This is a genomic window from Planococcus sp. CP5-4_YE (genome assembly GCF_019042655.1).
GTDB lineage: Bacteria > Bacillota > Bacilli > Bacillales_A > Planococcaceae > Planococcus.
Genome location: NZ_JAHPZO010000012.1, coordinates 1 through 26,925 on the forward strand (window position 1 = coordinate 1; position 26,925 = coordinate 26,925).

Annotated in this window: 33 protein-coding genes and 1 riboswitch; of the genes, 27 read left to right on the plus strand and 6 right to left on the minus strand. The window is 42.4% G+C overall.

Annotated elements, in window-relative coordinates; genetic code table 11:
* The first annotated feature begins 336 nt into the window (after positions 1–336).
* On the plus strand, positions 337–1,170 hold the full coding sequence (locus KTG14_RS12855; protein ID WP_308462034.1) for a nucleotidyltransferase domain-containing protein: 834 nt from the start codon (positions 337–339) through the stop codon (positions 1,168–1,170).
* Between the two features lie 26 nt (positions 1,171–1,196).
* Positions 1,197–1,787: a histidine phosphatase family protein gene (locus tag KTG14_RS12860; RefSeq protein ID WP_216971300.1), complete on the plus strand. Its 591-nt coding sequence runs from the start codon at positions 1,197–1,199 to the stop codon at positions 1,785–1,787.
* 120 nt (positions 1,788–1,907) lie between these two features.
* Here the strand turns inward: KTG14_RS12860 and KTG14_RS12865 are convergent, their stop codons facing one another.
* Both KTG14_RS12865 and KTG14_RS12870 read right to left on the minus strand, forming a co-directional pair.
* Complete coding sequence (locus KTG14_RS12865; RefSeq protein WP_216971301.1) at positions 1,908–2,525, minus strand: NUDIX hydrolase; 618 nt, start codon at positions 2,523–2,525, stop codon at positions 1,908–1,910.
* Positions 2,515–3,168 carry an HAD family hydrolase gene (locus KTG14_RS12870; RefSeq protein ID WP_308462039.1) on the minus strand — a complete coding sequence of 218 codons (654 nt, stop codon included), beginning with the start codon at positions 3,166–3,168 and terminating at the stop codon, positions 2,515–2,517. The genes KTG14_RS12865 and KTG14_RS12870 overlap by 11 nt, the downstream gene beginning before the upstream one ends.
* Before the next feature lie 307 nt (positions 3,169–3,475).
* Here KTG14_RS12870 and KTG14_RS17865 point away from each other — a divergent pair, with 307 nt between their 5' ends.
* The 10 genes from KTG14_RS17865 to KTG14_RS12915 all read left to right on the plus strand — a co-directional run bounded on the left by KTG14_RS17865 (position 3,476) and on the right by KTG14_RS12915 (position 9,795).
* Entirely contained in the window at positions 3,476–3,676 is a 201-nt protein-coding gene (locus tag KTG14_RS17865) for an SMI1/KNR4 family protein (RefSeq protein ID WP_254178158.1), read from the plus strand.
* Positions 3,603–3,881, plus strand: a complete 279-nt coding sequence (locus KTG14_RS12875; RefSeq protein ID WP_254178159.1) for an SMI1/KNR4 family protein — start codon at positions 3,603–3,605, stop codon at positions 3,879–3,881. Before KTG14_RS17865 ends, KTG14_RS12875 begins: the two co-directional genes overlap by 74 nt.
* A gap of 12 nt (positions 3,882–3,893) precedes the next feature.
* Positions 3,894–4,178 carry a hypothetical protein gene (locus tag KTG14_RS12880; RefSeq protein WP_216971303.1) on the plus strand — a complete coding sequence of 95 codons (285 nt, stop codon included), beginning with the start codon at positions 3,894–3,896 and terminating at the stop codon, positions 4,176–4,178.
* A 53-nt stretch (positions 4,179–4,231) separates the two neighbouring features.
* Positions 4,232–4,672 carry a YhfM domain-containing protein gene (locus KTG14_RS12885; protein WP_216971304.1) on the plus strand — a complete coding sequence of 147 codons (441 nt, stop codon included), beginning with the start codon at positions 4,232–4,234 and terminating at the stop codon, positions 4,670–4,672.
* A 30-nt stretch (positions 4,673–4,702) separates the two neighbouring features.
* On the plus strand, positions 4,703–5,167 hold the full coding sequence (locus KTG14_RS12890) for a hypothetical protein (protein WP_216971305.1): 465 nt from the start codon (positions 4,703–4,705) through the stop codon (positions 5,165–5,167).
* 173 nt (positions 5,168–5,340) lie between these two features.
* Complete coding sequence (locus KTG14_RS12895) at positions 5,341–5,586, plus strand: hypothetical protein (protein ID WP_216971306.1); 246 nt, start codon at positions 5,341–5,343, stop codon at positions 5,584–5,586.
* Between the two features lie 254 nt (positions 5,587–5,840).
* Entirely contained in the window at positions 5,841–6,599 is a 759-nt protein-coding gene (locus tag KTG14_RS12900; protein WP_216971307.1) for an HAD-IIB family hydrolase, read from the plus strand.
* 778 nt (positions 6,600–7,377) lie between these two features.
* A complete protein-coding gene (locus KTG14_RS12905; RefSeq protein ID WP_216971308.1) occupies positions 7,378–7,626 on the plus strand; it encodes a hypothetical protein in 249 nt (82 codons plus the stop codon).
* Between the two features lie 268 nt (positions 7,627–7,894).
* Positions 7,895–9,217, plus strand: a complete 1,323-nt coding sequence (locus KTG14_RS12910; RefSeq protein WP_216971309.1) for a PQQ-dependent sugar dehydrogenase — start codon at positions 7,895–7,897, stop codon at positions 9,215–9,217.
* Positions 9,218–9,510: 293 nt separating this feature from the next.
* Positions 9,511–9,795 (plus strand): hypothetical protein, encoded by a 285-nt coding sequence (locus KTG14_RS12915; protein WP_216971310.1) that lies wholly within the window; start codon positions 9,511–9,513, stop codon positions 9,793–9,795.
* Between the two features lie 85 nt (positions 9,796–9,880).
* Here the strand turns inward: KTG14_RS12915 and KTG14_RS12920 are convergent, their stop codons facing one another.
* Entirely contained in the window at positions 9,881–10,591 is a 711-nt protein-coding gene (locus KTG14_RS12920) for a hypothetical protein (protein ID WP_058380769.1), read from the minus strand.
* Positions 10,592–10,918: 327 nt separating this feature from the next.
* On the opposite strand from KTG14_RS12920, the gene KTG14_RS12925 reads away from it, so the two are divergent.
* The 3 genes from KTG14_RS12925 to KTG14_RS12935 all read left to right on the plus strand — a co-directional run bounded on the left by KTG14_RS12925 (position 10,919) and on the right by KTG14_RS12935 (position 12,663).
* On the plus strand, positions 10,919–11,275 hold the full coding sequence (locus KTG14_RS12925; RefSeq protein ID WP_216971311.1) for a hypothetical protein: 357 nt from the start codon (positions 10,919–10,921) through the stop codon (positions 11,273–11,275).
* 158 nt (positions 11,276–11,433) lie between these two features.
* A complete protein-coding gene (locus tag KTG14_RS12930; RefSeq protein ID WP_216971312.1) occupies positions 11,434–11,676 on the plus strand; it encodes a hypothetical protein in 243 nt (80 codons plus the stop codon).
* A 732-nt stretch (positions 11,677–12,408) separates the two neighbouring features.
* Positions 12,409–12,663: a hypothetical protein gene (locus tag KTG14_RS12935; RefSeq protein ID WP_216971313.1), complete on the plus strand. Its 255-nt coding sequence runs from the start codon at positions 12,409–12,411 to the stop codon at positions 12,661–12,663.
* Between the two features lie 52 nt (positions 12,664–12,715).
* Here KTG14_RS12935 and KTG14_RS12940 read toward each other — a convergent pair whose 3' ends face one another.
* Positions 12,716–14,503 carry a M3 family oligoendopeptidase gene (locus KTG14_RS12940; protein ID WP_216971314.1) on the minus strand — a complete coding sequence of 596 codons (1,788 nt, stop codon included), beginning with the start codon at positions 14,501–14,503 and terminating at the stop codon, positions 12,716–12,718.
* A 153-nt stretch (positions 14,504–14,656) separates the two neighbouring features.
* Between KTG14_RS12940 and KTG14_RS12945 the strand changes: the two genes are divergently transcribed.
* From KTG14_RS12945 to KTG14_RS12980, 8 genes are all read left to right on the plus strand, one after another.
* On the plus strand, positions 14,657–15,193 hold the full coding sequence (locus tag KTG14_RS12945; protein WP_216971315.1) for a GNAT family N-acetyltransferase: 537 nt from the start codon (positions 14,657–14,659) through the stop codon (positions 15,191–15,193).
* A 160-nt stretch (positions 15,194–15,353) separates the two neighbouring features.
* Positions 15,354–15,998, plus strand: coding sequence for a nitroreductase family protein (locus tag KTG14_RS12950; protein ID WP_216971316.1), 645 nt, complete (start codon positions 15,354–15,356; stop codon positions 15,996–15,998).
* 106 nt (positions 15,999–16,104) lie between these two features.
* Positions 16,105–16,533: a MarR family winged helix-turn-helix transcriptional regulator gene (locus KTG14_RS12955; protein WP_216971317.1), complete on the plus strand. Its 429-nt coding sequence runs from the start codon at positions 16,105–16,107 to the stop codon at positions 16,531–16,533.
* A 29-nt stretch (positions 16,534–16,562) separates the two neighbouring features.
* Entirely contained in the window at positions 16,563–16,859 is a 297-nt protein-coding gene (locus tag KTG14_RS12960) for a putative quinol monooxygenase (RefSeq protein WP_216971318.1), read from the plus strand.
* 97 nt (positions 16,860–16,956) lie between these two features.
* A riboswitch (TPP riboswitch) is annotated at positions 16,957–17,066 on the plus strand.
* Between the two features lie 128 nt (positions 17,067–17,194).
* Complete coding sequence (locus KTG14_RS12965; protein WP_216971319.1) at positions 17,195–18,202, plus strand: ABC transporter substrate-binding protein; 1,008 nt, start codon at positions 17,195–17,197, stop codon at positions 18,200–18,202.
* Entirely contained in the window at positions 18,202–18,495 is a 294-nt protein-coding gene (locus KTG14_RS12970) for a thiamine-binding protein (RefSeq protein WP_216971320.1), read from the plus strand. Before KTG14_RS12965 ends, KTG14_RS12970 begins: the two co-directional genes overlap by 1 nt.
* Before the next feature lie 5 nt (positions 18,496–18,500).
* Positions 18,501–19,262, plus strand: coding sequence for an ABC transporter permease (locus KTG14_RS12975; protein ID WP_216971414.1), 762 nt, complete (start codon positions 18,501–18,503; stop codon positions 19,260–19,262).
* Complete coding sequence (locus KTG14_RS12980) at positions 19,255–19,998, plus strand: ABC transporter ATP-binding protein (protein WP_216971321.1); 744 nt, start codon at positions 19,255–19,257, stop codon at positions 19,996–19,998. The genes KTG14_RS12975 and KTG14_RS12980 overlap by 8 nt, the downstream gene beginning before the upstream one ends.
* 127 nt (positions 19,999–20,125) lie before the next feature.
* Here the strand turns inward: KTG14_RS12980 and KTG14_RS12985 are convergent, their stop codons facing one another.
* Positions 20,126–20,896: an alpha/beta fold hydrolase gene (locus KTG14_RS12985; RefSeq protein WP_216971322.1), complete on the minus strand. Its 771-nt coding sequence runs from the start codon at positions 20,894–20,896 to the stop codon at positions 20,126–20,128.
* A 352-nt stretch (positions 20,897–21,248) separates the two neighbouring features.
* On the opposite strand from KTG14_RS12985, the gene KTG14_RS12990 reads away from it, so the two are divergent.
* Both KTG14_RS12990 and cls read left to right on the plus strand, forming a co-directional pair.
* The gene (locus tag KTG14_RS12990) at positions 21,249–21,983 is read left to right on the plus strand and encodes a YwaF family protein (RefSeq protein WP_216971323.1); all 735 of its coding nucleotides are present in this window, start codon (positions 21,249–21,251) and stop codon (positions 21,981–21,983) included.
* Between the two features lie 110 nt (positions 21,984–22,093).
* Positions 22,094–23,548, plus strand: coding sequence for a cardiolipin synthase (gene cls / locus KTG14_RS12995; RefSeq protein WP_216971324.1), 1,455 nt, complete (start codon positions 22,094–22,096; stop codon positions 23,546–23,548).
* 88 nt (positions 23,549–23,636) lie between these two features.
* On the opposite strand, the gene KTG14_RS13000 is transcribed toward cls, so the two are convergent.
* Complete coding sequence (locus KTG14_RS13000) at positions 23,637–24,488, minus strand: MurR/RpiR family transcriptional regulator (protein ID WP_216971325.1); 852 nt, start codon at positions 24,486–24,488, stop codon at positions 23,637–23,639.
* A gap of 130 nt (positions 24,489–24,618) precedes the next feature.
* Between KTG14_RS13000 and gnd the strand changes: the two genes are divergently transcribed.
* Positions 24,619–25,500, plus strand: coding sequence for a phosphogluconate dehydrogenase (NAD(+)-dependent, decarboxylating) (gene gnd / locus KTG14_RS13005; RefSeq protein WP_216971326.1), 882 nt, complete (start codon positions 24,619–24,621; stop codon positions 25,498–25,500).
* Between the two features lie 30 nt (positions 25,501–25,530).
* Positions 25,531–26,874, plus strand: coding sequence for a GntT/GntP/DsdX family permease (locus KTG14_RS13010; RefSeq protein ID WP_216971327.1), 1,344 nt, complete (start codon positions 25,531–25,533; stop codon positions 26,872–26,874).
* Positions 26,875–26,925: the final 51 nt, after the last annotated feature.

Below are 26,925 nucleotides of genomic sequence, written 5' to 3' on the forward strand. Positions count from 1 at the left end.
CATAAAAAGCCGCCGTTGGGCGGCCTTCTTATTCTTATGAGTGGTTCTCAGATGTCCGAAGTGGTTCTAAATTTTGTCCGAGGTGGTTCTATTTTATGGCACGAGTGGTTCTCGAGCTTGTCTTTCTTCACTGACAATATACAAAAAGAGAGTCACCGGTAAAATCTAGCCAGTGGCTCTCTTCTATGCATTTACTGGCCACATTCTCCGCAATTGATGGCTCAAATCTCCGCACACGTGGCTTTTTCGTTCCGCAATACTCATTTTTATTGAAAACAATGGTTTTAATAACAGATCCTTAAGCATTCAGGAAAATCCCATTAAGATTTTAGCTATATGAAAAAAGGAAGAGTATGGTATATTGATTTAATGCTTAAAAACAGAGGCGTCTTTGGGGGGATGGAATTGTTACAACAAGAATTAGCAGTGGAAAAAATATGCACAAGCTTAATAGAGGATCACCTGGTGAAAGCTATTTTCTTAAAAGGCTCAATGGGAAGAAATGAGCACGATGAGTACTCAGATATTGACCTTTATTGCTTAGTGGAAAAAGAAGATGAAGAGCTTTTTTTGAATAAAAGACTAGAACATATAAAAGCGTATCGAAAAATCATTTTTTATGATGATATCTATATCATCGCTCCTCAAATAATAGTGGTATTTGATAATTTACTGCATTTGGATTTGTTTACTGTTACGGAGCAAAACTTTACTGAAAAAGATTATTTTAAAGTTTTGTATGATCCTAGCCATTTACTAGAGCGATTTTTTGAAACACAAAGTCTAGAACTCAGTAAAAATGAATTCAGCGACAGTGCAATAGACATTGCTTGGTTCTTGTTCCAGTATAAAAAAGCAACCGACCGAGGCAACAATATTTGGGCTGTTAGAATGTTAACTAACGTGATGGAACATTTGGCAAGAGTGCTTCTATATAAGTATTGTCCAAAGAGAGCACAATTAGGATTGAAAACGCTTGATCAGTCGTTGCCAAATCATATCCTAAATCAAGTGGGAGATATTTTCGAACAAATAACTCCCATAAATCATTTGACTGCCTCTTCAAAAATCCGTCAATTGCTTGTAGAGGAGTACGAGTGGATCCTTTCGCATGTTAGCGATCGTTCTCTTGTTGAACCACTTCTTAAAGACATGGTCAATGTAAACTGAGAATACGAGCATGGAGGAGGTTAACTATGAGTACATTTATTTATATGGTAAGACATGGTGATTCCCCGAAGGAAGGAAATGAGAGAACGAGAGGATTAACTGAAAAAGGCGAAACAGATGCTCGACAACTAGCTGCAATATTGAAGGCTGAAGAAGTTAATGTGGTCACTTCAAGCCCCTATACGCGGTCCATACAAACGGTTGAAAAATTAGCTCATCGAATAGGGGAAGAAATTATAGTGTTTGAAGATCTAAAAGAGCGAGTATTTACTTTGGAAGGTGAGCGTATATCTGATCAGGAGTTGCTTCCACTATTAGAAAAATCATTTGTAGATTTCAATTACTCTTTAGAAGGCGGAGAATCAAACGCTGAATGTCAAAAAAGGGCGATAAAAGTTTTAAAGGAAATACTATCTGTTTATAAAGAACAGAAAATTGTAATTGGAACTCATGGAGCTGTTATGACTTTGATGATGGCCTTTTACGATAACAAATATGATTTAAAGTTTTTACATAGCACATCTAAACCAGACATCTATAAAATGGAATTTAAAGATCAGACTTTATTAAGTGTTCAAAGAGTATTGGTCAAAACAGGGGGGATTAATAACAGTTAATGAGCTAAGTTTACGTAGCGTCATTGAATATGGCATGAAAAAAATGACAGAGTAAATTACGCCATCTGCCATTTTACCGGGAGTAATAAAAAAATTCACTTGTCATAGTCGATCAGCAGCTCAATCAAATAAAGTTGCTTTAGTCGGATTCCTCTCAAATTCAAAGAGCATATGCAGCTGTGACTCGATATTCCGATTCAAGGATAGTTCCGGTAAATCGTATTCAGGAAAGAAATCCACTTCCTTTGTTTCGACACCGGTTTTTGCTTCACCGCCTACAATTTCACACTGAATGAAAAGCTTATAATAGTGAAAAGCTTGGGGTGGATGCGGATGTTTATTCATATCCAGTAAGGCAAGCATTTTTGTCGGCACCACAAGATAGCCGGATTCCTCCTGTATTTCTTTCGTAATGTTTTCAGCTGGAGATAAGCCAATATCGCAAAATCCGCCAGGTAAAGCCCATCTATCGTCGATACGTTCGCGAACCATGAGAATCTTTCCTTTATCGAAGACAGCACCCCTCACATCCATTTTGGGAGTCTGGTAACCTTCATCATTAGCAAATAACTCTTTGATTTTTTGCATTTCCTCGCCGGTATGTTCTTCCATGATTTCCACACTGATTTTCCGTAACTCTTCGTAACGTTCCAAATCAAAGACATCTTTTGAAAAAGTCAGTCCGGATTGAGAAAGCGATTGGATTCGCTTAGCCCAGTCCAGCCATTTAAGACTCATAATGGCCACCCGTTTCCAAGGATTCCATAAATTCAGCCGCAGTTCGGTATGAGGAATTCGGTGCTACTGCAAATTCCAAGGTTTGATAATCGGGCAACCAATGCACGCCGACGGTTAAAACGTTCGCGCTAATTCCAGCTTGAATGTCAGCATCACTGTCTCCGATGAATATTGCTTCCTGAGGGCTAACATCCAACATCGCTAAAGCTTTGAACAAACCTTCTGGATCCGGTTTAGGTTGTGCCACATCGTCCCCCGTAATGATGGCGTCGAAGAAATGCTCCATTTGAAGTGCTTTTAATGAGATATCCAAACTTCTTCTGGCTTTTCCTGTGACAATTCCTAATTTCATCCCTTTTTTTCTTAAATGCAGCAATAACTCGTGAATTTCTTGGTTATGGTCAACGAGTTGTCCATGCTGTTCTAGATATTTTGTATAATACAGTTCAATTGCTTCTTCTGTATCCCCATGAAGCAAATTCTTCCGGATGATTCCAGTTTCTGACGGGCCAAACATGGCGCGAATTTCAGCCGAAGAGAGATCGCGCTGGTCGAATTCCTTGAAAACATGTTGGAAAGCATAGTCGCAGACGGGCAATGTATTAGCTAATGTACCATCGAAATCAAAAATAATCGCTTTTATTGGAACCACCATCCTTGTTTAGATATATAAAGTTGAAGTTGCGAATTATGCTTGATAGTTAGAATTAACTGATAATTTTTATACTATAGGAACTCATCGTTTTTTTCTAGTTAATCCGATTTCCATAAAATCTGTTTAGGCATGTACAGTTGTCTTAATAGAGGCTATTAGAAAATTTTTGAACAAAAATTCAGTAAACAGAGTTAAAATTCTAGATACGCTATCATTCTTAATGAATTCAATGTAACTTATTGGTTATGAAGGTAACTTAAAATTAACTAGCTATTTATAGTATGGAGGTTAGATGATGAATGAAATTATGGACTTGTTAGATACTAATAGAAAAGGTGTAGCGGAAGCTGCGATAAGAGAAACGGAACAGAAATTGAGTATTCGTTTCCCGGATCAGTACGTTCAATTGTTTAGATTGGCAAATGGCCCTGAAATTGGCGAGTGGATTTTATTTCCCATCAAAGATCCTAATAATACGAAAAAAAACATGGGATGATGTAGTCAGACAAAATGAGGAAGTTTTAGATAGAGAGTTCCCTGACAATCTGCTTGCGATCGCTGAAGATGGTACAGGGGATTACTTATGCTTGAAAGTAGAAGATGAACAAGCGGCGGATTCAATTTATTTATGGCTCCATGAAACAGATGAAACAGAAGAGCTAGCTCCCACTTTAAAAGACTTAATCCAAAATATATTGTGAAAGGAGCCTATTATGAAACGAATAGCTTTAGGAGCGTTGCTTTTTGTGTTTATACTCGGTTTCTTTATAATGCTAAATAATATGGAACTCGCAACGAACATAACCGGCGTAATAGGGCTTGGTGGCATATTAATCGGGGGCTATTTGAAAACAGGATTCGTCAGCCCAAATGCACCTGTGATTGGAAATCTGGCAGTTATGAAACTAGATAAAAAAATGGATTTATCTAATACCATCTTGTTAATAGCTTTACCTCATATCATCGGTTCTTTGTTATTGTTTTTTTATACTTGGTAAGATGTTTTTCTTTCACTAAATGTACATTCGATGATTATGTGAGGGGTGTTAAAATGCGATTAATTGGCTGGGTTCCTATGCTGATCTTAATTTTTTGTTCGGGGTGTTCTTCAATTATTATAGAAGATGCAGAAACTGTGCGCTTGGATTATTGGAGCGGAGAAGTTACAGAAGAAATCCGAGAAGAATACATAGATGAAAATAATGGCCTCGATTATTTTGTAAATGCAGTGAATGCTGCAGAAGAAGTAACTGAGCAGAGCGTTATCACAACAAGACCACTTCTTTCACTTGAGTTTGTGATGGAAGATAAAGAGAACCGGAACTACCATCTGTGGGTAACAGATAGGGGAGAAGGATTTATCCAAAGCTTAAAGCCACATAAAAGTCTTACATTTCGATTGGATCCTGATTCTGTAAAGGAATTGAAAAGCTTCTTTGAAACGAAAGAAAGTGTAGAGGTTTTAAAAGGTAAAATTGAGTTTGAGCAGTGACAGAGAAAAAACTACAAAAGGGCTGATAGTTTGAAAAAGTTTCGCGGGAAAAGACGTTATTTCCGTAATTTGCATAAAGCAGCTGCCACGGATCATCTCCGGTTGGACTTCGGAAAAGGCGGCTGGTTTGATCTTTGGCACACCCACCTGGATTTTATTGGACATGGAAATAGAAGCATAAAAATCAGGAGAGAGCATGTCAAAGCTCATATAGCTTTATACAAAAGTTTATTAAAGAACTTGGAGATTTTCGAAAAGCCTTTTCAATCTTGGATTGAAATAGACGGACAGGATGCCGGATCAGATGCTGTTTATATTCATAGTCCCAATCCGAACGAAGACAATTTTCCTTTGAAGATAGAGAATATCGATTGGGAAGTTGAACTTCCTTTATACCTCAAGGGTTTAATCGACACACAAGAATTTGACATTGGTCAATACCTCTCGGAGACAGAAGTGCACTATATAATACAAGCCAAATGTCTAAAGAATTGACTTTAGGTCGTTTTAATTGGATTGAAGTAATGCGCCGATTCAGTTGATGTTTTCGAAGATAAAACATTTGAATGATTCCACTAAAATTCAATAAAGAATAAAAATTGAGGAAGTGAGTAACCATCTTATTAAAAGTTGTTTTTCCATTAATAATTTTAAGCACAGGGTTGGTCATGGCTTATATGTTAAGCAGACATAAGTCAGAGAAAAAGAAGCAGATTATATTGGGAATCACTCTGATAGTGGTGGTTGCACCCTTTCTTTCTTGGCTTGTCGGAGGCTTGTATGCAATATTTGGTTCTGTTGAAACTACAGGCTGGGCAGAAATCGTTTATCCTATGATTATTTTTCCTTTGATTGGCTTACTTGGAGTTGGATGGTTGGTAAAAGGGGTTCTTAAGAAGAAGGAAGCCAATTAGTTTGAAAGGGATAGAATTGAATCCAATGTTTCTAGAAGTATCCTATTTTCTTTACTCGTTTCTTGTCTGCTAACTTTTTAGGTTGTAAAAACAAAAGCAAGTAACTGGACAAGAATTTTGTCGGCCTTTTTCGTAAACTCACATATCCTTTTCGTTGCTTCAGTTTATCTTTACAAGTAAGCCTAAAAACTTTGGGAAAGTCGTTCTTTTTAGTACAACAAATCTTAGGCAAGATAAAAGTGAGGTAACTAATTATGCAATTTGTATTCGATCTTGACGGAACCATTTGTTTTAAAGGACAACCTTTAAAACAAGAAATTTGTGCTGCTTTGGATAGGTGCCAGGCAATGGGACACGAAATCATCTTTGCATCTGCGAGACCGATACGTGACTTATTGCCGGTGCTGCCGGAAAAATATCACTGGTTAAGAATGGTCGGTGGAAACGGGGCTTTTCGAAATGCGGATGGCTCAATCGACGTAAACAGTTTTGACAAGAGCACTTGCAGGCAACTGTTCAATATTATTGATACGCATCAGCTTCCGTATTTAATTGATAGCAGCTGGGATTACAGCTATACCGGAGAACAAACCCATCCGATCTATCAAAATATCGATCCGTTGAAGAGTGCGAAAAATGTGCCGATTGATTTGCTGGAAAATGTAGTGAAAGTGGTTCTTTTCACAAGCGATACCGAGATACAGAAAAGCTTGGAAGTCCTTCCTCTGACCCTGCATCTTCACCAGAATGAAGGAATTCTTGATTTGAGTCCTGAAGGCATTGATAAATGGGCAGGGCTACAACAACTGGGGCTCAAAGCAAATGAGTTCATTGCCTTTGGAAATGACTCAAATGACATTTGCATATTTGAAGCTGCCAAAGAAAGTATCTGCATTGGTCCCCATCCTGTTGCAAAACAACATGCAACCTTACAAATTACAGAGGATGAAGTGGCAAAAATGATTTTGCGTATGAGTGATAAGTATCTTCTGCAAGAGATTGAAGTTAAATAGTGTAAGCAAAGCTGTGTATACACTTTCAAACGCAGTTAAATTTAGAAAAGATATCTACAGATTGTCAGTTTACATATGACCACTTATTTGAAGAAGCTTAAGCTTCTTCTTTTTTTTGCATGGTAAAGCGTACTTTTACGAACACTTCTCTATTTTGAAAGACAAGGCGAATATTCTATCTATACAGCATGATATTTAATGCTAATCTGAATACAGATACTATCCTTTAAAGACATTGAAGTTAAAATTTAGAACAAAAAAGTTAGCTGTAATTATAGAAAGAGGTGGAAATTATTTTATTTTATATAGTTGGATCAGCTTTTCTTTTGTTCATTGGTATATCTGGAATTATCGGTGCTTTTAAATTAGATCGTAAAAGTCAAAACTCGATGTCAAAAGATCCATATAGCAGCATTTTTATTCTTATGCCTTTAGGGTTAGCAAAGGTCGTTCTTTTTCTACTGAGCTTATTTCCAATAGTAATTGTATTAGCACTGTGGTTACAAGAGTATGGTGTCATCGAGTAGAACCTTTTTAGAATCCTATAGTGAGTTAAATGTATTTCTATTATTTAAAGAGATTTAGAAATCGATATTTTGAAAGAATGTAAGTTTATATATCCGAAATCCCAGGCAGTTTGATATGTCTAGGATTTGGAACAATTAGTGCTTAGTTAAAGTAGTTAAATGCAACATAAGTACAGACTAGTTATCTTTAAAAGTTTTTTTGCGAGAAAGAAAGTTAATCATTATAAGTAGAAAAATTGAGGGAGAATAGTATGAAACAAAAATATCCATTCAAAGTAAACTGGTGTAAGCAATGCGATCAGGGTTGGATAGAGATTGTAAGATACTCTAAAGGCGGCAAGCCATTTGTTAAATGTAGTGAATGTGACGGTAAATGGGATACGCCTTTGGATAGTAATGATGCTAATAAAGCATCCATTCCATTAGATCAACGAATCAAGAGACCCACTACCCAAGAGGTTATAGAACTTGGCTGGGATAAATATATTCGAAAATTTTAGTGTAAACTGAAAATAACTTAATGTTGTTATCCAATCAATGAAGGTTCGCCGGTCGGTAGAAGCCACAACTTCTTGTATTTTCCCTTTCACCACACGAAAAAGTCAAATTATTTTCTATTATCCTATAATTATGATAACATTATTTACAAATAGGTTTCATATGTTTCATTATGATATAAAAGTCTTAACCATTTTAGATGTTAAATTTCGGTAGACCGAAATTTGATATATATTCGGTTGAATATTCTAGAAATGGGGAGGAAAAATTATGACAAAATTATCATGGTCAAGATTAATGTCTCTCACAGTGTTAAGCTCTGTATTGGCTTTAGCAGCATGTGGCGATGAAGATGCTTCAAACGAAGAGTCAACGAATGACTCGGATGCTGCAACAGAGGAAAGTACCGATGAGGGTACTACAACAGAAGAAGGTGCAGACGAAGGCGCTAATGAAAGTGCAGAAACTGAGCCAAAAGTTACTGAGTTTGAACCAGCATTTCCAGAACAAACTAGAGCACCTGCATTAGAGACTGAAACAGAACTTAATGAGGAAGTTGTTGTTGATGGTCTTGGCGTGACTTGGGGTATGGTAGAGTTTGAACCAAACCGCTTACTTGTGACGCAAAGAGATGCAGCAGAACTTCTTATTGTAAACCTTGAAGAGGGCTCTGTTTCAGAACCAATTGAAGGTACACCGGAAGTAAATAACTCAGGTCAAGGCGGTTTGCTTGATGTAGCCGTTGCACCTGATTTTGATGAATCAAGATCAGTATTCATGACGTTTTCTCAGGATATTGAAGGCGGCACTGTCACTGCTGTAGGTAAAGGTGTTTTATCAGAAGATGAAACTTCACTCGAAGATTTTGAAGTCATCTTCCAGGCAACACCAGCATATGATGGCGACTTACACTATGGCGGCCGTATTATCTTCGATGAGGAAGGCAACCTATTCCTAACAACTGGTGAGCGTTCAGACGATCCAATTCGTGAACGTGCACAAGACTTGGATGCTTACTTAGGTAAAGTCATTCACATTACACAGGACGGGGAACCAGTAGATTCAAATCCATTTGTCGAAGATGAAGACGCACTGGATGGGATATATAGCTATGGCCACCGTAATATTCAAGGCATAGACTACAACCCTGAAACAGGAGACTTATGGATCGTGGAATTCGGTCCACAAGCTGGCGACGAACTGAATATCATCGAACCAGCGAATAACTATGGATGGCCTATTGTTTCTTATGGTATCGAGTATACGGGTGAATTAATCAATGATGGGATCTCAGAACACGAGGCGCAAGGCTTTGTTGAACCAAGATATTATTGGGATCCAACAAGTGCGCCAAGTGGTATGTCATTCTATGATAATGACGCAATTCCTGAATGGGAAAACAACTTGTTCATCGGTGGTTTAGCGCCGAACTATATTGTACGTGTCGTTATTGAAGATGACATCGTTGTGGGAGAAGAACGACTATTAACGGATGAAGCGCAACGTTTCCGTGACATTCTTGTAACTGAAGATGGCGCGCTAATTGCGAGCACTGATGGCGGTCTGATTTACCAGATTACTGCAGCAGAATAATTTATTATTCTTTAAAAGCACCTAATCTTAGGTAAAAACTACGACGGTCAATAGTAGTATAGAAGCAGGCATTTATGGGAATCCATGAATGCCTGCTTTTTTTTGTGCCTGAACAGCTTGAAAGTATAAAGGTGGATGATCGAAACAAAGAGAAAAGGGTTGCATCCATCATTATCTCCCATTTCTTTCTATGGTATAATTACCCAAATCGATGAAGGTTTATAGACTGCTAAAATACCCTTACATTTTATTTATGCTTTTTAGTCTGTTTTAAGAAGGGAGAATGCTTCTTTATGAAATTAACCATCATACTTCTGCGTTTTGTATACCTTCCTATAGCTGGCCTTTTTATACTTCCCGTATCTTATTGGTTCGCAGCTGGCTTCATCTCTGAATATGGACCGGAAGCACCTGATATTATCTTTCCACTCTGGCTAATCCCCGCTGCTGTGTTCTTGCTCGGCGTCGTCATACAATGTTGGAGAAAGTATTTTTGGTTAGGGATAGGAATTACTGTGTTTTCGTTTGTTTTGTTCTTTACAGATATTATTCCCTATAGAGCAATTGATTTGTTTTGAATTAATGGAACAAGTTTATGAAGAAGAGAAGCGAAAATAAACAAGCCCGGCGCAGTTTATAACTGTGCCGGGCTTGTTTTGGTATCTACCATTCGAACACAAATTTCAATGTAATCGTAATCGCAGAGTATATGATGACAGAGATAAGGAAAGTCGGGAAATGCGTATCCTTTTCGCTCGGCAGTTCGTGCTTGAAAACCGTGTAGATCATCGCGCCGGAAACGAGGGAGAAGACGATCGATTTGAACAGCGGCGTCAGTTCAGTCGTCAAAGCGACGATCCAGCCGGCGACAATTCCGACAGCCAATATATAGCGGCCGTATTTATTGTATTCCACGGGAAACTTCCGCCACATGTCATGAGCGACCGCCATGAAATGCGGACCGATCGCGACGCAGTAAAACAAGGCTTGAACAGCCGATACTTCAAATGACAGCACAGAGTAGGAAACTAGCGCGTTATAGAAAGCATAGAACACGATGACCGACCAGAAAGTAGAGGTGTGGGAAATATAATTTTGCTGGATGACAATTTGAATGCCAACAAACAAGACGACACCGAGAAGGCCGACGAAATAGATTTCAGACTCCATCGTCAACTGCCGGTACGGTTCTTCGATGGCGGCTTGCTGCTTATGAAGTGTGGGAAGCAGGTAGATAAAAATATACGAAACAGCGAGCCCGCCTGAAAACGAGAACCATTTCACTTGCTTGAGTTTATCTCGAGGCACCAGGACGCTGGCGAAGAAATGGATCAAGATGAATACTATGCCGATCAAGAACGGTATCAACAGCATGACCCAAGCCTCCTGTCAGATGAAATGATCTGGTGAAATGGCGAGATTTTGTTAAGTAAAAAATGTCGTAAATAGTGTGCGATGATTTTCTATATTGTACTGCTTCGACTCTAAATAATGAATAACCTTTTAATCTTTAGAAGTGTTGCGTAGTTGAAACTATATTTAACAAGACGATAGGGTTTTTTGGCGAAGAAAGAGAATCTAGTCCAATGACTAAAATTCCGGAGGTTGAAGATGAAACACAATATGCATTATGAACTTACAAGCATGGCGGATACGCCTTAAACGTATTCTTACGCAGAAGACTATTCGTTTTGGATACCGATGATCGAGTATTTCTTTGCGTATGCAGATTCATTTGAAATCCATTGTTGGAAAGAAGAAAGCGCAAAATTCGAAGATATTATAAATGAGTTGTCGAGGGTAGAACGTGATGAAGATGGCCAGTTGTTTATTGCAAGTGGGCAATTAAATGAAAAAGCGAAAGAATTCATTCTTTCGCGATCTCTTGATACCAAAGGCAGGTTGAAGTGGTTCTCCTTATTTTTAGAAAAGCAAGGCGAAGCACTATTTTCGTCTGAACATTATGGAGTGGAATTGATCGGTTACAAGTTAAACGCAGAACAAATAGCCTTTTTAGAAAAAGTTCTTCCTGGAGATGTTCGTAGGTTTGAGTGGTGAATTTGATGACGCCTATATCCATAGTTCTGGTAATTATGTATCAAACTTCTTTACTACAAATTATTTTATTATTAAATCCATCTAATCGATAAGATATTTATATACAGATAATAGACACGGAGATATACTAAATTTTAGTATATAAGGGGGTAATTAGATTGAATCGAAGAGGGACTGGAACAATTTTTATCTTGATTGCTGCGATGTTGTATTCTGCAAAATATATAAGCGCTGCTATATTTGGAAGCGCCACTACCTCGTGGGACGAAGAGTTATTCGATATATTTTTGTCTTACACAGGAACTTCTTTACATGCCTTGAGTATTATTGCACTTATAAGCGGCATAGTATATATCGGATGGGCTGAAATAGGTGAAATAAAAAAAGGAAATTCAAATTAGGATGGAAGGTATAATATTTACAACCATTACTGAATAGAGTTCAAAAGTAAAAAAGCATCTTCATTCTATAGTGTCTTTTATCTTGGTTTAACCGAAGGATTGATCAAAACTATTAAAGGAGAACCACTTATGATTATTCACTTGTTGAAGTCATTCGCTCTATCGATCGTCTTCTTTTTCACCGCACTTATCTCTTTAATCATTGCTTTCAACGGAGACTCTTTTGCTATTGTAATATCAAGACCTTATGGAGCTGAATCTTGGGAAACATCGAGCAATTTGATTGATGCCTATACATATATCCCTATGTTCATTGGCGTTTATTTTCTTTTGCTTTCTTCGATTACTTTTACTATTTCATACTTAAATCTCCAAAAAAAATGAACTACGTTGTAATTACTGGGGAAAGAATTATTTGAAACTCCCTGATTATCACTAAAAAATTCTTCAATGTTTCAGATTTAACGCAATTGGAGTTATCAAATTGTCTTTTAGATTGATTGTATAAAACAGGGAGGCAGCCAATAATATGGCTGTCTCCCTGTTTCTATTTTGTGAAACACACAATAGATTGATAACCTTTTATGGTTATTTCTGGTATTCTATTGATATTAGCTCATCGGTTTTAAACCTATTTAAAAAGAGAGATACCTAAAAACAAGTTCAGGATCTATTCATTCCTAAGAATTTGAAATTCACATTTTTTGTATGAAATAGGCTAGGAGGGAGACAATGGTTTTTCAAATTTATCGGGTGGTTCATATATTGTTCACTGGAGCTGTCACTATCTTTATTTCCACTTTCATCGCATCGGGTGGCATCGCAGAAAACTATACAGATAATCCTTTTCCAAATCCGCAAGGTCTTTTGCCCATCTTAGTATGGGGAATTGGATGTGTGCTGTCCTTCATCAAAAAGACAATCATTGTCGGATTAATCATTAGTCTTTTGCCAACACTTTTTTTTCTAGTGCTTTTCTATATTTAAAATACGTTTTAATCATGATCTTGATGTGGAGTGATTCCCTTTATCGTTTTACTCATGCCAATCCGCTAAGCCGAATAAATTCCTCAGCATCTTTCACACATAGCGCCATGCCTTTTTCCCAGAATTCTTTCCGGGTAATATCTTCGCCTAGATGCTTCATCGCCAGCTCTTCTACGGTAAGTTTTCCAGTATCGCGGAGCAGTGCCAAGTATTGCTGCTCGAAGCCCGAGCCATGTTCCAGCGCCTTAGCGTAGACACTGATGGAAAACAGATAGCCGAATGTATAAGGGAAATTATAGAAGGGCGAACTGGTTATGTAGAAATGCGGCGTGGAGATCCAGTAATGCAGCGGCAGGTCATCCATCGAACCGGCATAGCCTTCATCCAGTGAAGATTTCATCAGTTGGTTCAATTGCTCTGCACTAAGCATGCCTTCCTTGCGCTTTTCATAAAGTTTTTCTTCAAAAAGGAATCTCCCGTGCAGGTTCATGAAGTTCATGACGCTGCGCTTTATTTTTTCATCCAACAGCATGAGTTTTTCTGCCTTCGTATCCGCTTTTTTAATGGCTGCATCCAACACGATCATCTCACAAAACGTGGACGCTGATTCCGCGGTCGTCATGCCGTATTTTCGGTTGAGCGGCTCAACTTCTTTCATCGCATGGTTATGGAAGGCATGCCCCAGTTCGTGCGTAAGAGTCAACAAGCTGGTCATCGATCCGTCGAATGTCAAAAACACCCTGGATTCACCAGTGGCAGGAAAGCCTGCGCAAAACGCGACAGAGCCTTTACCAGAAGAGTTGGCGGATTCAATCCAGCCTTCTTCAAAAGCGGTACGTGCAAATTGTTCCAGTTCCGGACCGAATTGACGGAATTGCTCCATGAGAAATTCGGCCGCTTGCGAATAATCCATGGAGGCTTTCTCCTGGTCAAAAGGCGCCCAGAAATCATGGAAAGACATTTTATTTCCGCCGGCTTTGTGTGTTAAATATGAGGCAAAGCTGTGCTTGTTTTCACTGACGACTTGCCACATAGCCTCCAAGGTTTCTTTTTGTATCCGGCTGTCTTGTAATGGCTTGTCGAGTCCATTCGGGATTCCTCTGTTTTTATCTACTTGCAGCCGGAACCCTGTGAGGTGATTGAGGATGCGGGCCATGGTATCCTGCTGCGTTTGCCACATGTTTTCTAAGGCTTGTGCTGCATGATGGCGAAGCTTTTTATCCGGGTGGGAGCGCAAGTTCGTCGCTTGGGCGATTGAATATTCTTTTCTCGTTCCGTTAATTTCGATGGCGACGGTCAAATTATTGAGGGTAGATCGGTAGAGATCGCCCCAGGCATGATATCCATCGACCATCAAATCAGACAGGAGATGTTCCGATTCTACAGACAATGGTGAATTGGCTTGCTCGCGCCATTCATTTAAGATGAACTGATAATCTTTTAGTTGCTCCAAGTCCATTAAGGCATTCCACTGGGGTTTGTCGATTCCTGACAGCAGCTGCTGGAAACGCGTCAGGATTGCATTGTATTCTGTTTGAAGCGAGGCCGTTTTTCCGCGCAATATCAATGCTTGCTGGTTTTTCGGGCTTTCTGCCAGCAGGCACGTGACAAACGAGCTCATCTGCGAAAGCGATAGCTGGACGACTCCAAAACCATTTAAGTTTTCCACCAACATTTTCTCGATGGAAAAACTTTTCGAATTGATGGAATCAATCAGTTCAGACAGCTCTTGAATCTGGCTTTTTGTCTGCTCCATTAATTGAAAAAATTCAGGCGAGGTGCTCTTGCCATTAAATAAAGCTTCCAAGTTCCAATGCTCGGGGTAAGTTGTGGTGTTCATTGAGTTACTCCTTTCAGCTTTTCGAATAGAAACATGTGTTCTATGTTAGTTTACAGCAACCGGTGAAAGAAGTCGAAATGATTTGAAGATTTTGTGCTGCAGCGGCATTCATTTAAAATGAGTGAAGTTAGCATTTTGAATGGGGAGAGAACCATGAAGTTAATCAATGAACGAATTTACTTGAGGCCAGTGGAGGCAGAAGATGCACAACTGTTCTTGGACCACACCGAAGACGAAGAAATGCGCTATATGACCGGAACGACAGCCAGGTTTTCGCTTGAGCAAATCCAAGACCATATCGAACGGATCCAGCAGGACGACTCGCGCTACGATTTTACGATCTGTTTGAACGCAACGGATCAAATGATCGGCGAGTTGTCGGTGCTGGATATTGATCTGGTCAACCAGAGTGCAGGTTTCAGGATCACTATGAATGCGATGCCACTGACGAGGAAAGGCTATGGCACAGAAGCGATCGAGCTGGTGCTGAAGTTTGTCTTCAACGAGCTAAAACTCAACCGCCTGCAATTGGAAGTGTTCAGCCATAACGCACGTGGCATACGCGCTTATGAAAAAAACGGCTTCAGACGAGAAGGCGTCTTGCGGGAAGCACTCTATTACAATGGGGCATTTTCGGATAAAATCATCATGGCAATGATCCGAAGCGATTATATGACTGCAAAAACATGAAAGGCTACAGAAGCCTTTCTTTTTTTGAGGATAAAAAATACTGTGAAACCTTCTGGTTGCATTTTTTCTGTAACGGGTTTATATTATGTGAGGCATCAATTAATGAGGGGTCAATTAATATCTCTCAAAACAATTAGGATAGAAAAAGGAGCAATTTATCATGAACACACTGCAAAACAAAAAAACCAATGATTTCAATGAAATCGTCAATGGACGCCGTTCCATTAAACAATACGACCCGGATGTGAAAATCAGCCGCGAGGAAATGACCGAGATCCTGGAACAGGCTTCTACGGCGCCATCTTCCATCAACATGCAGCCTTGGCGTTTCCTCGTTATCGACAGTGCAGAAGGAAAAGAAAAGCTTGCGCCGCTGGCATCTTTCAACTTGGAAAAAGTGATGAGTGCATCAGCTGTCATCGCTGTGTTCGGCGACCTCAAAAACATTGAGTACGCAGAAGAAATTTACGGAAAAGCCGTAGAACTCGGTTATATGCCGGAAGAAGTGAAAGAATTCCAAGTCGGCTACTTCAAACCTTTGTATGAAGGCATGTCCAATGAGCAGATGAAAGACATCGTGCTATTGGACTCAGGACTTGTATCCATGCAATTGATGCTCGTTGCCCGTGCATTCGGCTACGACACCAACCCGATCGGCGGCTATGACAAAGAGAAGATCGCTGAAACATTCGGCTTGGACCAAGAGCGTTATGTGCCAGTCATGCTTCTCACGATCGGTAAAGCCGCGAGTGAAGGCTTTCAGTCCTACCGCTTGCCGGTCGAGACGACCACGACCTGGAGCTAAGCCAGCTGACCTTGAGTATTCGGGATTTATGTATTATATTTGACTGGTCAATGAATAGTGGGCACAGCTATCAATTGACTTCACCGATCATTTAGGAGGTCTTTTTATGCCGTGTTCATTTTCAAAGCAGGAACAAGTGCTGCACCAGTTTAAGGGCCTGACCAATCAAATCAGCCCGAAGTTCGAGCGTTGCACAGGCATCAGTGCGTCGCGCTATGAGTTATTGTCCCAGCTTTATAAAGTTGACGAAATCAACCAGTCGACGCTGCAAAAATTGGTCAATATCGATAGTGCCGCGGTTACGCGCCACTTGAAACAGCTTGAAGCGAGCGGCATGGTCACGAAGCGCAGAAATCCAGAAGACAATCGCGTAATCTTTGTCAGCCTAACGGATGAAGGACGCGAGCGCATCGTCGAATACCGGAAAGAAAATACAGGCTTCGTCAAGCAAATGCTAAGCGACTTCACCACTGACGAAGTCGATGCGCTAAGCGATATGCTCCAGCGTATGCAAAACAATATCGTTGATTATTAAAAATACACATTAAAGGATGGCGAAATGAAATGATGATTATACACGCACATTTACAAGTAAAACCTGACCAAGAACAAGCATTTTTAGACGAAGGTAAAAAGTTGATCGAAGCGTCGCGTCAAGAACCAGGCAATGTCCAATACGATTTAATGAAATCGGTTGAGCGGGAAGGCCATTACACGATGATCGAAGTGTGGAAAGATGCGCAGGCGATCGAAGCCCATAACACGAGCGAGCATTTCACGGCTTTCTCCAAAAAAGCGGCTGGATTCATGAGCGCGCCGATGGAACTCAAAGTCTATAGCGGCGAAGCTGTCCCGATGTAAGGAACTTTAATTTGTTCAAGCGAGATGCCAGACCGCGCTTGAACATATCCGTCATCTGTGACAAGATAGTCTTTGAAAGACAAATGCTAATTTCATAAAACACATGTGGGGGAATCGGTGTTGCCGATTGAGAGAATATCCGTGAGATATTGACCCTTGGAACCTGAACTGGCTAATACCAGCGGAGGGAACATATTCAAATCGGTCTATTCTGCGATGATATGCGCCCAAGGTTTCTATAACCTTGGGCGCTTTTTTGTATCCGCAATTGAATATGTCCCCTGATTCAGCTTCTGAAATCATCTTTTATGAATTCATTCAGAGGGGGAAACAATATGAAAAAATGGACGATTGCCATTGCGCCGGTGTTACTGATGGCAGCATGTACAGACGAAGCGGAAAATCCGGGAAGCGATGTGGCGAATGAACAGCAGGAATTACAAGAGGTGACGATGGTCTTGGATTGGACGCCGAACACGAACCATACCGGATTGTATGTGGCACAGCAAAAGGGCTATTTTGAAGAGCAAGGGCTCGATGTCGAGATCATCTTGCCGGGTGAAGCAGGCGCTAATCAATTGGTCGCTTCCAACCAGGCGGAATTCGGCATCGGCGCACAGGAAAGCTTGACGGAAGCGAGAGTGCAGGACATTCCGATTGTTTCGATCGCGGCGCTCATTCAACACAACACCTCCGGATTTGCCTCACCTAAAGACAAAGGGATCGAGTCGCCGAGCGATTACGAAGGAAAAACTTACGGCGGCTGGGGAGCGCCAGTCGAAAAAGCGGTGCTTGGGTCCATCATGGAGCAGGAAGAGGCTGATGTGGAAAAAGTCGACATCGTCAATATCGGCAATAGCGACTTTTTCACGGCCGTCGAGCGCGATATCGATTTTGCCTGGATCTATTACGGTTGGACGGGCATTGAAGCAGAGTTGCGCGGCGATGAATTGAACATGCAGTATTTGACGGATTACTCGGACAAACTGGATTATTACACACCGATTCTGATGACCAATGAAAACATGATCGCAGAAGATCCGGAAACGGTTCGGGCATTTACTAAAGCGGTGTCGCAAGGCTATGAATTCGCGATTGAAGAGCCGGAACAAGCAGCGGACATCCTGATCGAGTCGGTACCGGATTTGGACCCGGAACTGGTGAAAGCGAGCCAGAAATGGCTGTCGCCGAAATATCAGGACGATGCCCCGAAATTCGGCGAACAACAAGAGCAAGTATGGGCAGATTACGCTGCCTGGATGTTCGACAATGGGTTACTGGATGAGGAATTGGACGTCGAGCAGGCGTACACCAATGAATTTTTACCGGAGGAGGAAAACTGATGGGTAATGCATTATTAAGTATTCAAATCATCCCGAAAACGAAAAACGGGGAAGACGTCATTCCGTATGTAGACAAAGCCATCGCCGTCATTGAAAAGTCAGGCGTCCCGTACCAAGTCAATCCACTGGAGACGACGATGGAAGGGGATCTGGCGCAGTTGTTTTCGATCGTCGAGGAAATGAACGAGGCGATGATCGAAAGCGGCAGTTCGAACGTCATCTCCCAAATCAAAGTGCTGTATCAGCCGAGCGGTGCATCGATGGACAAATTGACGGAGAAATACCGGCCGTGAAGATTATGCAAAAAGGATGGAGACCGGTTCTGGTCCTCATCCTTTTATTGATCATCTGGCAAGTGCTGGTGCCGCTGTTTCAAGTGCCGGACTGGCTGCTTCCGACCCCTTATCAAATCGGGCTGGAAGCGGTAAACAGTTGGCCAAACTACAGCGGTCATTTGTTTGCGACGATCCGGTTATCGATCCTCGGCTTTTTCATCGGATCGTCGGTCGGCCTTGGCGTCGCTATGATCCTCCATCTCGTGCCGAAACTGCGGGAGACCTTTTACCCTTTGCTGATTTTATCGCAAAATATCCCGATTATCGTGTTGGCGCCGCTATTGGTCATTTGGTTCGGTTTTGGCTTACTGCCGAAACTCGTCATCATTATCCTTGTGTGCTTTTTTCCGATCACCATCGCGGCGCTCGACGGGTTCAGGCAGACGAGCGGCGAGTTGCTGCATTATATGAAAATGGCCGGTGCCGACAGACGCCAGATTTTTTGGAAGCTCGAATGGCCGCATGCGATGCCATCGATTTTCTCAGGATTGAAAATTGCGGCGACCTATAGCGTTATGGGTGCTGTTATTTCCGAATGGCTCGGGGCGCAGGAAGGAATCGGAGTTTATATGACGCTCGCCTCGTCGTCGTTCCGGACGACGCAAGTTTTTGTCGCGATCTTGTTGATCATGTGTTTAAGTATGCTGTTTTTTGCGGCGATCGTGTTGCTCGAAAAGCGCGTCATCCGCTGGAAAACGAGCAGGGGAGGAGATGCGAATGGCTGAATTGGTGATTGAACAATTGATGAAAAGCTTCGACGGGGCCGAGGTGCTAAAAGAGCTGTCGCTGCATATTGAAAAAGATGAATTCGTCGCCGTGCTCGGCCCATCCGGCAGCGGAAAAAGCACTTTGTTTCATTTGATCGGCGGGCTTTATGAACCGGATGCAGGAGCGATCCTATTGGATGGCGACAACATCAACGGTGAAAAAGGCTCGGTTAGCTATATGCCGCAAAGCCCGTCTTTACTGCCGTGGCGCACAGTGCTGGACAATGTCTTATTAGGGGCTGAAATCGCTGGGCATAAAGATCAGCAGGCAGCCATTCAAATGATGGAAAAAGCAGGATTGGCAGGTTATGAGCAATCATATCCACACCAATTGTCAGGTGGCATGAAACAGCGCGCTGCTTTCATCCGCAGCCTCTTGAGCCCACAGCCGCTCATTTTGCTGGACGAACCGTTTTCCGCACTCGATGAGTTCACCCGTTCGGAGATGCAGCAATGGCTGCTTGATATTTGGCAGCGCAATAAACGCTCGATTCTTTTCGTCACACATAATATAGAAGAAGCCTTGTTTCTCGCAGACCGAATTCTCGTGTTGTCGGAAAAACCTGCGCACGTCGTTGCTGAATTCAAAGTGAAATTCGAGCGACCGAGAGCACAAGATATTACCTTGACAGAAGAGTTTCTGCAATATAAGAAGGAAATTTATAAGGTGTTGAAAAAAGGCGAACTAAAATAGGAACATAGAAGGCCGAAAAGAAGTCTCGACGGCCTTCTATGTTCCTTTTAAATCGGAGCGTGAAAGTCCTGCCAGTGCAAGCAGCCGGTTCACCGGCAGTGTTCATTTCGACAGGATATCTGGTGGATTAATCGAGAATTGGTAAATCCTTCTCTTCATACAGGTTTTTCGTTATCCATTTCCTCAATAGGCGATTGAATTCTGTTGCATGCTGAATTGGCCAATCATGTCGGGCACTTGGGATTAACATGCCGACAGCATTCGGCATGACAACAGGAGCAATTTCAATCGAAGCGATGATGGCGCGAGACTCTTGGCCTCCAGCTGCAAACAGGGCGGGCTTGTGGAAAGAACTATACGATGCATCGAGGTGGAATCGAATGATTTCCTTAAATATGGCTTCATATGTCTCGCGGGTTAGAAGTTGATAATTGGAGATGAATTCAGGAATTTTTTCAGGAGGCAAGCGGTAATATTCACGGGCCAACTTTTCGAGATGCGGTTTATTGTGAATAGTCCGCTGCACAGCGCGTGATTGCAGCTTTAATAAAAACCCATAATGCAAGGGCTTCACCGTAATGCCGCTAATGAAAAGGCTGAGTACCTTTTCAGGAAAATGCTTAGCCAATTCCAAGGCGACATGGCCTCCTAAAGAAAGTCCCACTATATGCACAGCTCGATCCTTAATCACTTGTTGGGCGATTTGTTCGGCACTATCCGCTAAACTGACCCATGAAGTAGCCGCAGTTTTTCCGTGGCCGGGCAAATCGACCATGATTAATGGGTAATCTGAAAACGCGCTCTCTTGTTGCCACCACATCCATCGGCTTGCACCAAGGCCATGGATGAAAAGGATGGGTTCCGCTCCAGTTAATATCGTCTCTGAGTAATTGATCAAGTTTGACACCCCTTTGTTTCAAGTTTGAACACCGTTCGGGAAAAAGTTTGGACTGAAAGAAATGTGGGAGAATTTTTAAGTTCATCTTAAGGTCGTGAATTTAGCACAACACATTTTGTAAAACAGATTAACAGGCAATATTGCTTTTACCATTCCCCGATTTCTAAAGCTTTATCATTTTTAAGGAGTACGGGAAAGTATGTGCCTGTCCGGATGAACTCGGAATCATGCAATTAGAGTATAGGTTGCCAGCACCTACCAAAAATAAAGCGAGCTGATACAGCAGGATTTGAATTCCACCAGAAGAAAAAATGATAAGATATCAGCATAATACTTATCCGGAGGTGCAGCGATGGGCACGTGGTTTGGTGCAAGATCCGATTATCCATTCGAGCTTTTTTCCATAAGCCATTTAATAGTATTGGCAATTGCCTTGACAGGGTTCCTTTGTCTCATCCTTTTTAGAGATAGTTTAGCCGCTAAAGACGCCTTGTTCCAGCAATTGCGCTGGCTGCTGTTTCTTGTCCTGTTCATTTCGGAAGTGTCCTATCAATATTGGGCTGTCAGCCATGGGTTTTGGAGCTTCAACCGGTATATGCCTCTTCATTTATGCGGCATCGCTTCTTTCACCGCCATTATTGGATTGTTGACTTTGCATCCATTTTGGGTTCGTGTGTCGTTTTTTATCGGCATCGTCCCGGCTGCATTGGCGCTGGTGACACCCGATATGCCTTATGATTACCAGCATTACCGGTTTTGGAAATTCTTTGTCCATCATACAGCCATCGCATGGGCCTGTTTATTTTTGGCTTTGGCTATGCCAGGTGCACTCACGTGGCGTTCAGTGTTTTCGGTCTATGGTTTGCTGCTTGTCTACGCCGCTTTTATCGGCTTTTGGATCAATCCCCAAACCGGCTCGAATTACCTCTACTTGTCCCAGCGGCCATCCACCGTTTCGCCGTTGGACTTTTTTGGGGACGGCATTTGGTATTATGTCAATCTATGCTTGGCGGCACTCGCATTATTTGCGGTTCAGTACGGGATATTCCGAGGGGTCGTCAAGAAAGCGGGAAAGGAAGAAAGTTGAACTAGCTGTCTGGATGGAAAAGCTTCCGTACTCGGCAGCTTTTTCTTTTCAATAGAGGACTATTTACATATTTAGCGAATAAAGGGGACATAGCGAAAGGGGTGGCGAGAATGGATTGGGTAGTCGCACTCAGCTGGACATTGAACTCATTGATATTATTGAACATTGTGCTCGCGTTTGTAATCATTTTCAATGAACGCCGTGATGCCGGGACTACTTGGGCCTGGCTGTTGATTTTGTTCTTTTTGCCGATTCTAGGATTCATCGTCTATTTGTTTTTCGGCAGGCATTTAACCAATAAAAACTTTTACAATTTAAGTGAGGATGAACAATCCTATTACTCTCGGCAAGTCGATGCTCAAGTCCAACGAATTCGGGACGGGGAAGAGGAGTATGACGAAGAGCTGTTGAATAAATACGAACAATTATTGATCATGAATTTGCAATCATCCAAATCACTCGTCAGCTTCTATAACGAAACACGGATCTTTTCTGAAGGAAACCAAAAGTTCGACACGATGATTGACGACATCGGCAAAGCGCAGGAAGAAGTCAACGTCCAATACTACATCATACAGCGGGACGCGCTCGGCCAACGACTATTTGATGCGTTGCTCGAACGGGCCAAAGCGGGGGTCAAGGTACGGCTTCTATATGACGCAGTGGGATCCAAAAGTTTAAAGCAATCAGATTTCAAAGAATTGATCGAGCACGGGGGAGAAGTGGAGATCTTCTTTCCGTCCAAACTGGGCTTTATCAATTTCCGCATCAATAACCGCAATCACCGGAAAGTGTGCATCATTGATGGGAAAATCGGTTATATCGGCGGATTCAATGTCGGGACGGAATATTTAGGCGAAGTGAAAAAATTTGGCTACTGGCGTGACGTCCATCTGCGCATTGAAGGAGATGTGGTCCATCACATCCAGGCACGTTTTATCTTGGACTGGAACTACGCCAATCAATATAGAAACCGGGAGGACATTTTCTGCTTTCCTGTTCATCAAGTAAAGACATTCGCACCTATGCAAATTGTAACAAGTGGGCCAAATTCTGATACAGAACATTTAAAGAACATGATAATTAAAATGATCTCGTCAGCCAAACAGGAAATCTACATCCAGACGCCGTATTTCATTCCGGATAAAAGTTTTATGGACGCCTGTAAAATGGTCTTGCTGAGCGGTGTCAAAATGAATATTATGATTCCAGGAAAGCCTGACCATCCTTTTGTCATGTGGGGATCCTGGTCGTTCCTAGGCGAGTTGCTCGATTACGGAGCGGACGTTTATCTATACGATCGCGGCTTTTTACACGCCAAGACAATGACCGTGGACGGCGAGATTTCAACTGTCGGCACCACCAACCTGGATGCCCGCAGCTTCCGTTTGAATTTCGAGATCAACGCATTGGTGTTCAATCGCCGAATTGCGCTCGAACTAGAATCTTTGTTTGAATCGGATACGGCTGATTGCCGCAAATTGACGAAAGAGCTCTACGCACAGCGCGATTGGACCATCAAGCTGCGCGAAGGTATTGCCCGTTTATTGAGCCCGATTTTGTAACTTTTGATTGCGATGTGTTGAATAGCATATAAAAAAGCTGAAACCATTTAAGGTTCCAGCTTTTTTATATGCCCGAATTTTTCAATGCCTATAAGCGCTTTTGTGACATGGCTTCACGCATATGGCGGAGTGCCACTTTGCCTTCGTCTCCGCGGGCGATCAAGACGTTCGTGTAGAGCGCATCGATCAAGCTGAGCTGCGCGATGCGAGAGGCGAGGGCTTCTGAGCGAAAATCTGTCTCTTCCGATAAGGTGTATAACACAATATCCGATTCTTTGGATAAAGGCGATTTAGCAAAATTGGTCATGCAAATGATCGTCACTTCTTTTTCCTTCAGGACGTGAAGCACTTCGAGCACATCGCGTGTGCTGCCGGAATGGGAGATGACGATGGCGACGTCACCTTTTGTCAATTGTGATGCAGACATAAGCTGCAAGTGGGCGTCCATATTCATCGCAACGTGAAGGCCGAGGCGGACGAATTTATGGTAGCCATCCATGGCAATCATCGCGGACCCGCCGTTTCCGAAGAATTCAATCTTGCGCGCAGATAGCAACGCGTCGACAGCTTGCTTTAATGCGTCTTCATCCATAATCTGCAACGTATCTTCAAGCGTCTTGATGTTGGAACGGAAGACTTTTTCCGCAACGGTTTTGACTTCGTCGCCTTCTTCAATCTGTTCATGGATGTCTTTTAACGGTGCCACGACTTCAGCGGCGAGTGCGATTTTGAACGCTTGAAAGCCTTTAAAGCCAAGCCGTTGGCAGAAACGGAAGACCGTGGATTCTGCAAGACCGAGCTCGTCAGCGATTTGGTTGATCGTCAAATGGATGATGTTGCGGGGATCATTCAAGATGTAATCGGCGATTTTCTTTTCTTTCTCACTGAAATTACGGTAACTGCCACGGATGGCCGCTAATGCAAATTGGGGTTGTTTCATTCTGCCACGCCTCTTTCTATTACTAGAATTATTTTATCTTTCTATCATAACACGCTTGCATGTGGAAAAATATTTGATATACTGAATTCATTAAGGAAAAATATTCTTTTATTCTACAGGAGGTTATATGATGGAAATCGGAATTATCGGTTTGGGCAAGATGGGGAAAAACCTTGCACTCAATTTAACAGACCATGGGCATACGGTAGTAGGGCATGATGCTAATACCACAGAAGTAAGCGGTTTCAAGACGGTTGACTCTCTCGAAGAGATGGTACAGAACTTGCAGGCGCCGCGCACCGTATGGTTGATGGTGCCAGCAGGAGAGATTACGGAGTCAGTTATCGCACAATTGGTGCCATTATTGGACAAAGGCGATGCAATCATTGACGGAGGCAACTCGAATTACAAAGAATCGGTGAGACGCGCTGAGGAATTGAAAGCCAGCGGAATTTATTTCTTCGACTGCGGAACAAGCGGTGGAACAGAAGGTGCTCGCCACGGAATTTGCGCGATGATCGGCGGAGACGAAGAAAGATTCAACGACATCGAACCTCTCTTCCGTGACATCTCAGTCGAAGGCGGTTATCTATATGCTGGGAAATCCGGTAGCGGACATTTCATGAAAATGATCCATAACGGCATCGAGTACGGCATGATGCAATCGATTGCTGAAGGATTTGATATCCTTCACAAGAGTGATTTCGATTATGACTACGAAAAAGTGGCCGGTGTTTGGAACAACGGCTCGATCATCAGCTCTTATTTGATGGGCTTGACGCAAAACGCGTTCTCGAAAGATGAAAAACTCGATGGCATCAAAGGGGTCATGAACTCGTCAGGTGAAGGGAAATGGACAGTGGAAACGGCACTCGACTTGAATGTGCCGGCACCGGTCATCACGTTGTCACTGATGATGCGCTACCGTTCGCTCGAAGACGATACCTTTACAGGAAAAGTCGTTGCAGCACTTCGCAATGAATTCGGCGGGCACGCAGTCGTCAAAAAATAATCCATTGTTTATCTGATAGGGGGAAATTACATGGCTGGTTCAACATTGATTATCATCGCGGTCGCAAGTATTTTCGTTTTGCTATTTTTGGTCATGCGCACGAAATTGCACGCGTTCGTCGCGTTATTATTGGTAAGTTTACTGCTCGGCATCGCGGCGGGCATGCCGCTTGGGGATGTTATTCAATCGATTCAAAACGGCATGGGCGGAACACTCGGCTTTGTCGCAGTGGTCGTCGGGCTCGGTGCTATGTTCGGGAAAATGCTGGAAGTTTCTGGCGGTGCTGAACGCTTAGCGGGTACATTGATTGCGAAGTTCGGAGAAGATAAAGCACCATGGGCACTTGGTGTGACAGGTTTTATCGTAGCCATTCCTGTATTCTTCGATGTTGGTTTCATCATTTTGGTACCAATTGTTTACAGCTTGGCAAAGAAAACCGGCAAATCGCTATTGCATTACGGAATTCCGCTATTGGCGGGTCTTGCTGTAACGCATAGTTTCATCCCACCGACTCCAGGGCCGATTGCGGTTGCGGAATTGGTCGGAGCAGAACTTGGCTGGGTTATCCTGTTCGGGGTGCTTGCAGGGATTCCATCCATGATTTTAGCCGGTCCATTATTCGGCCGTTTTATTGGTAAGCGTATCCACTTAACAATTCCAGATTATATGGACATTAAAGAACAGGAATACGATAAGGAATTGCCAAGCTTTGGCATGATTATTTCCTTGATTTTGATTCCACTTGTGTTGATTCTCTTCAACACCTTGTCAGCTGTCATTTTGGAGGAAGGCAATCAAATTCGCGAGATTTTGACCTTCCTTGGCCATCCATTTGTTGCCTTGACAATCGCTACGATCTTGACATTTTTCTTTCTCGGCACACGCCGCGGGTATTCGCGCCAAGAAGTTCAAGACATTGCAACAAAAGCGCTGGAACCTGCAGGGATTATCATCCTTGTCACAGGAGCTGGTGGCGTGTTCAAACAAGTGCTGATCGACTCAGGTGTCGGCGATGTGCTTGGTGAAATGATGGGCGACTCGGCGCTTCCGCCGATTGTGCTAGCATTCTTGATCGCTTCTGCGGTCCGTGTGGCACAAGGTTCTGCGACGGTTTCCATGGTAACGGCTGCAGGCTTGATCGCACCGCTTCTAGAAATTACGGGAACGACCGGCCCAGCGCTTGGTTTGATCGTTATTGCCATTGCTGCAGGCGCAACTGTCTTGTCCCACGTAAACGATTCCGGCTTTTGGCTCGTTAACCGTTACTTCGGGATGAGCGTGAAAGATACCTTGAAATCCTGGACCATGATGGAAACCATCATTGGCCTCACCGGATTCGTGGTAGTATTGATTTTAAGTTTCTTTATCACATGATTGCAGCAAAAAGAAAAAGGGATTCTCCTTTTTCTTTTTCTGTTATAAGGA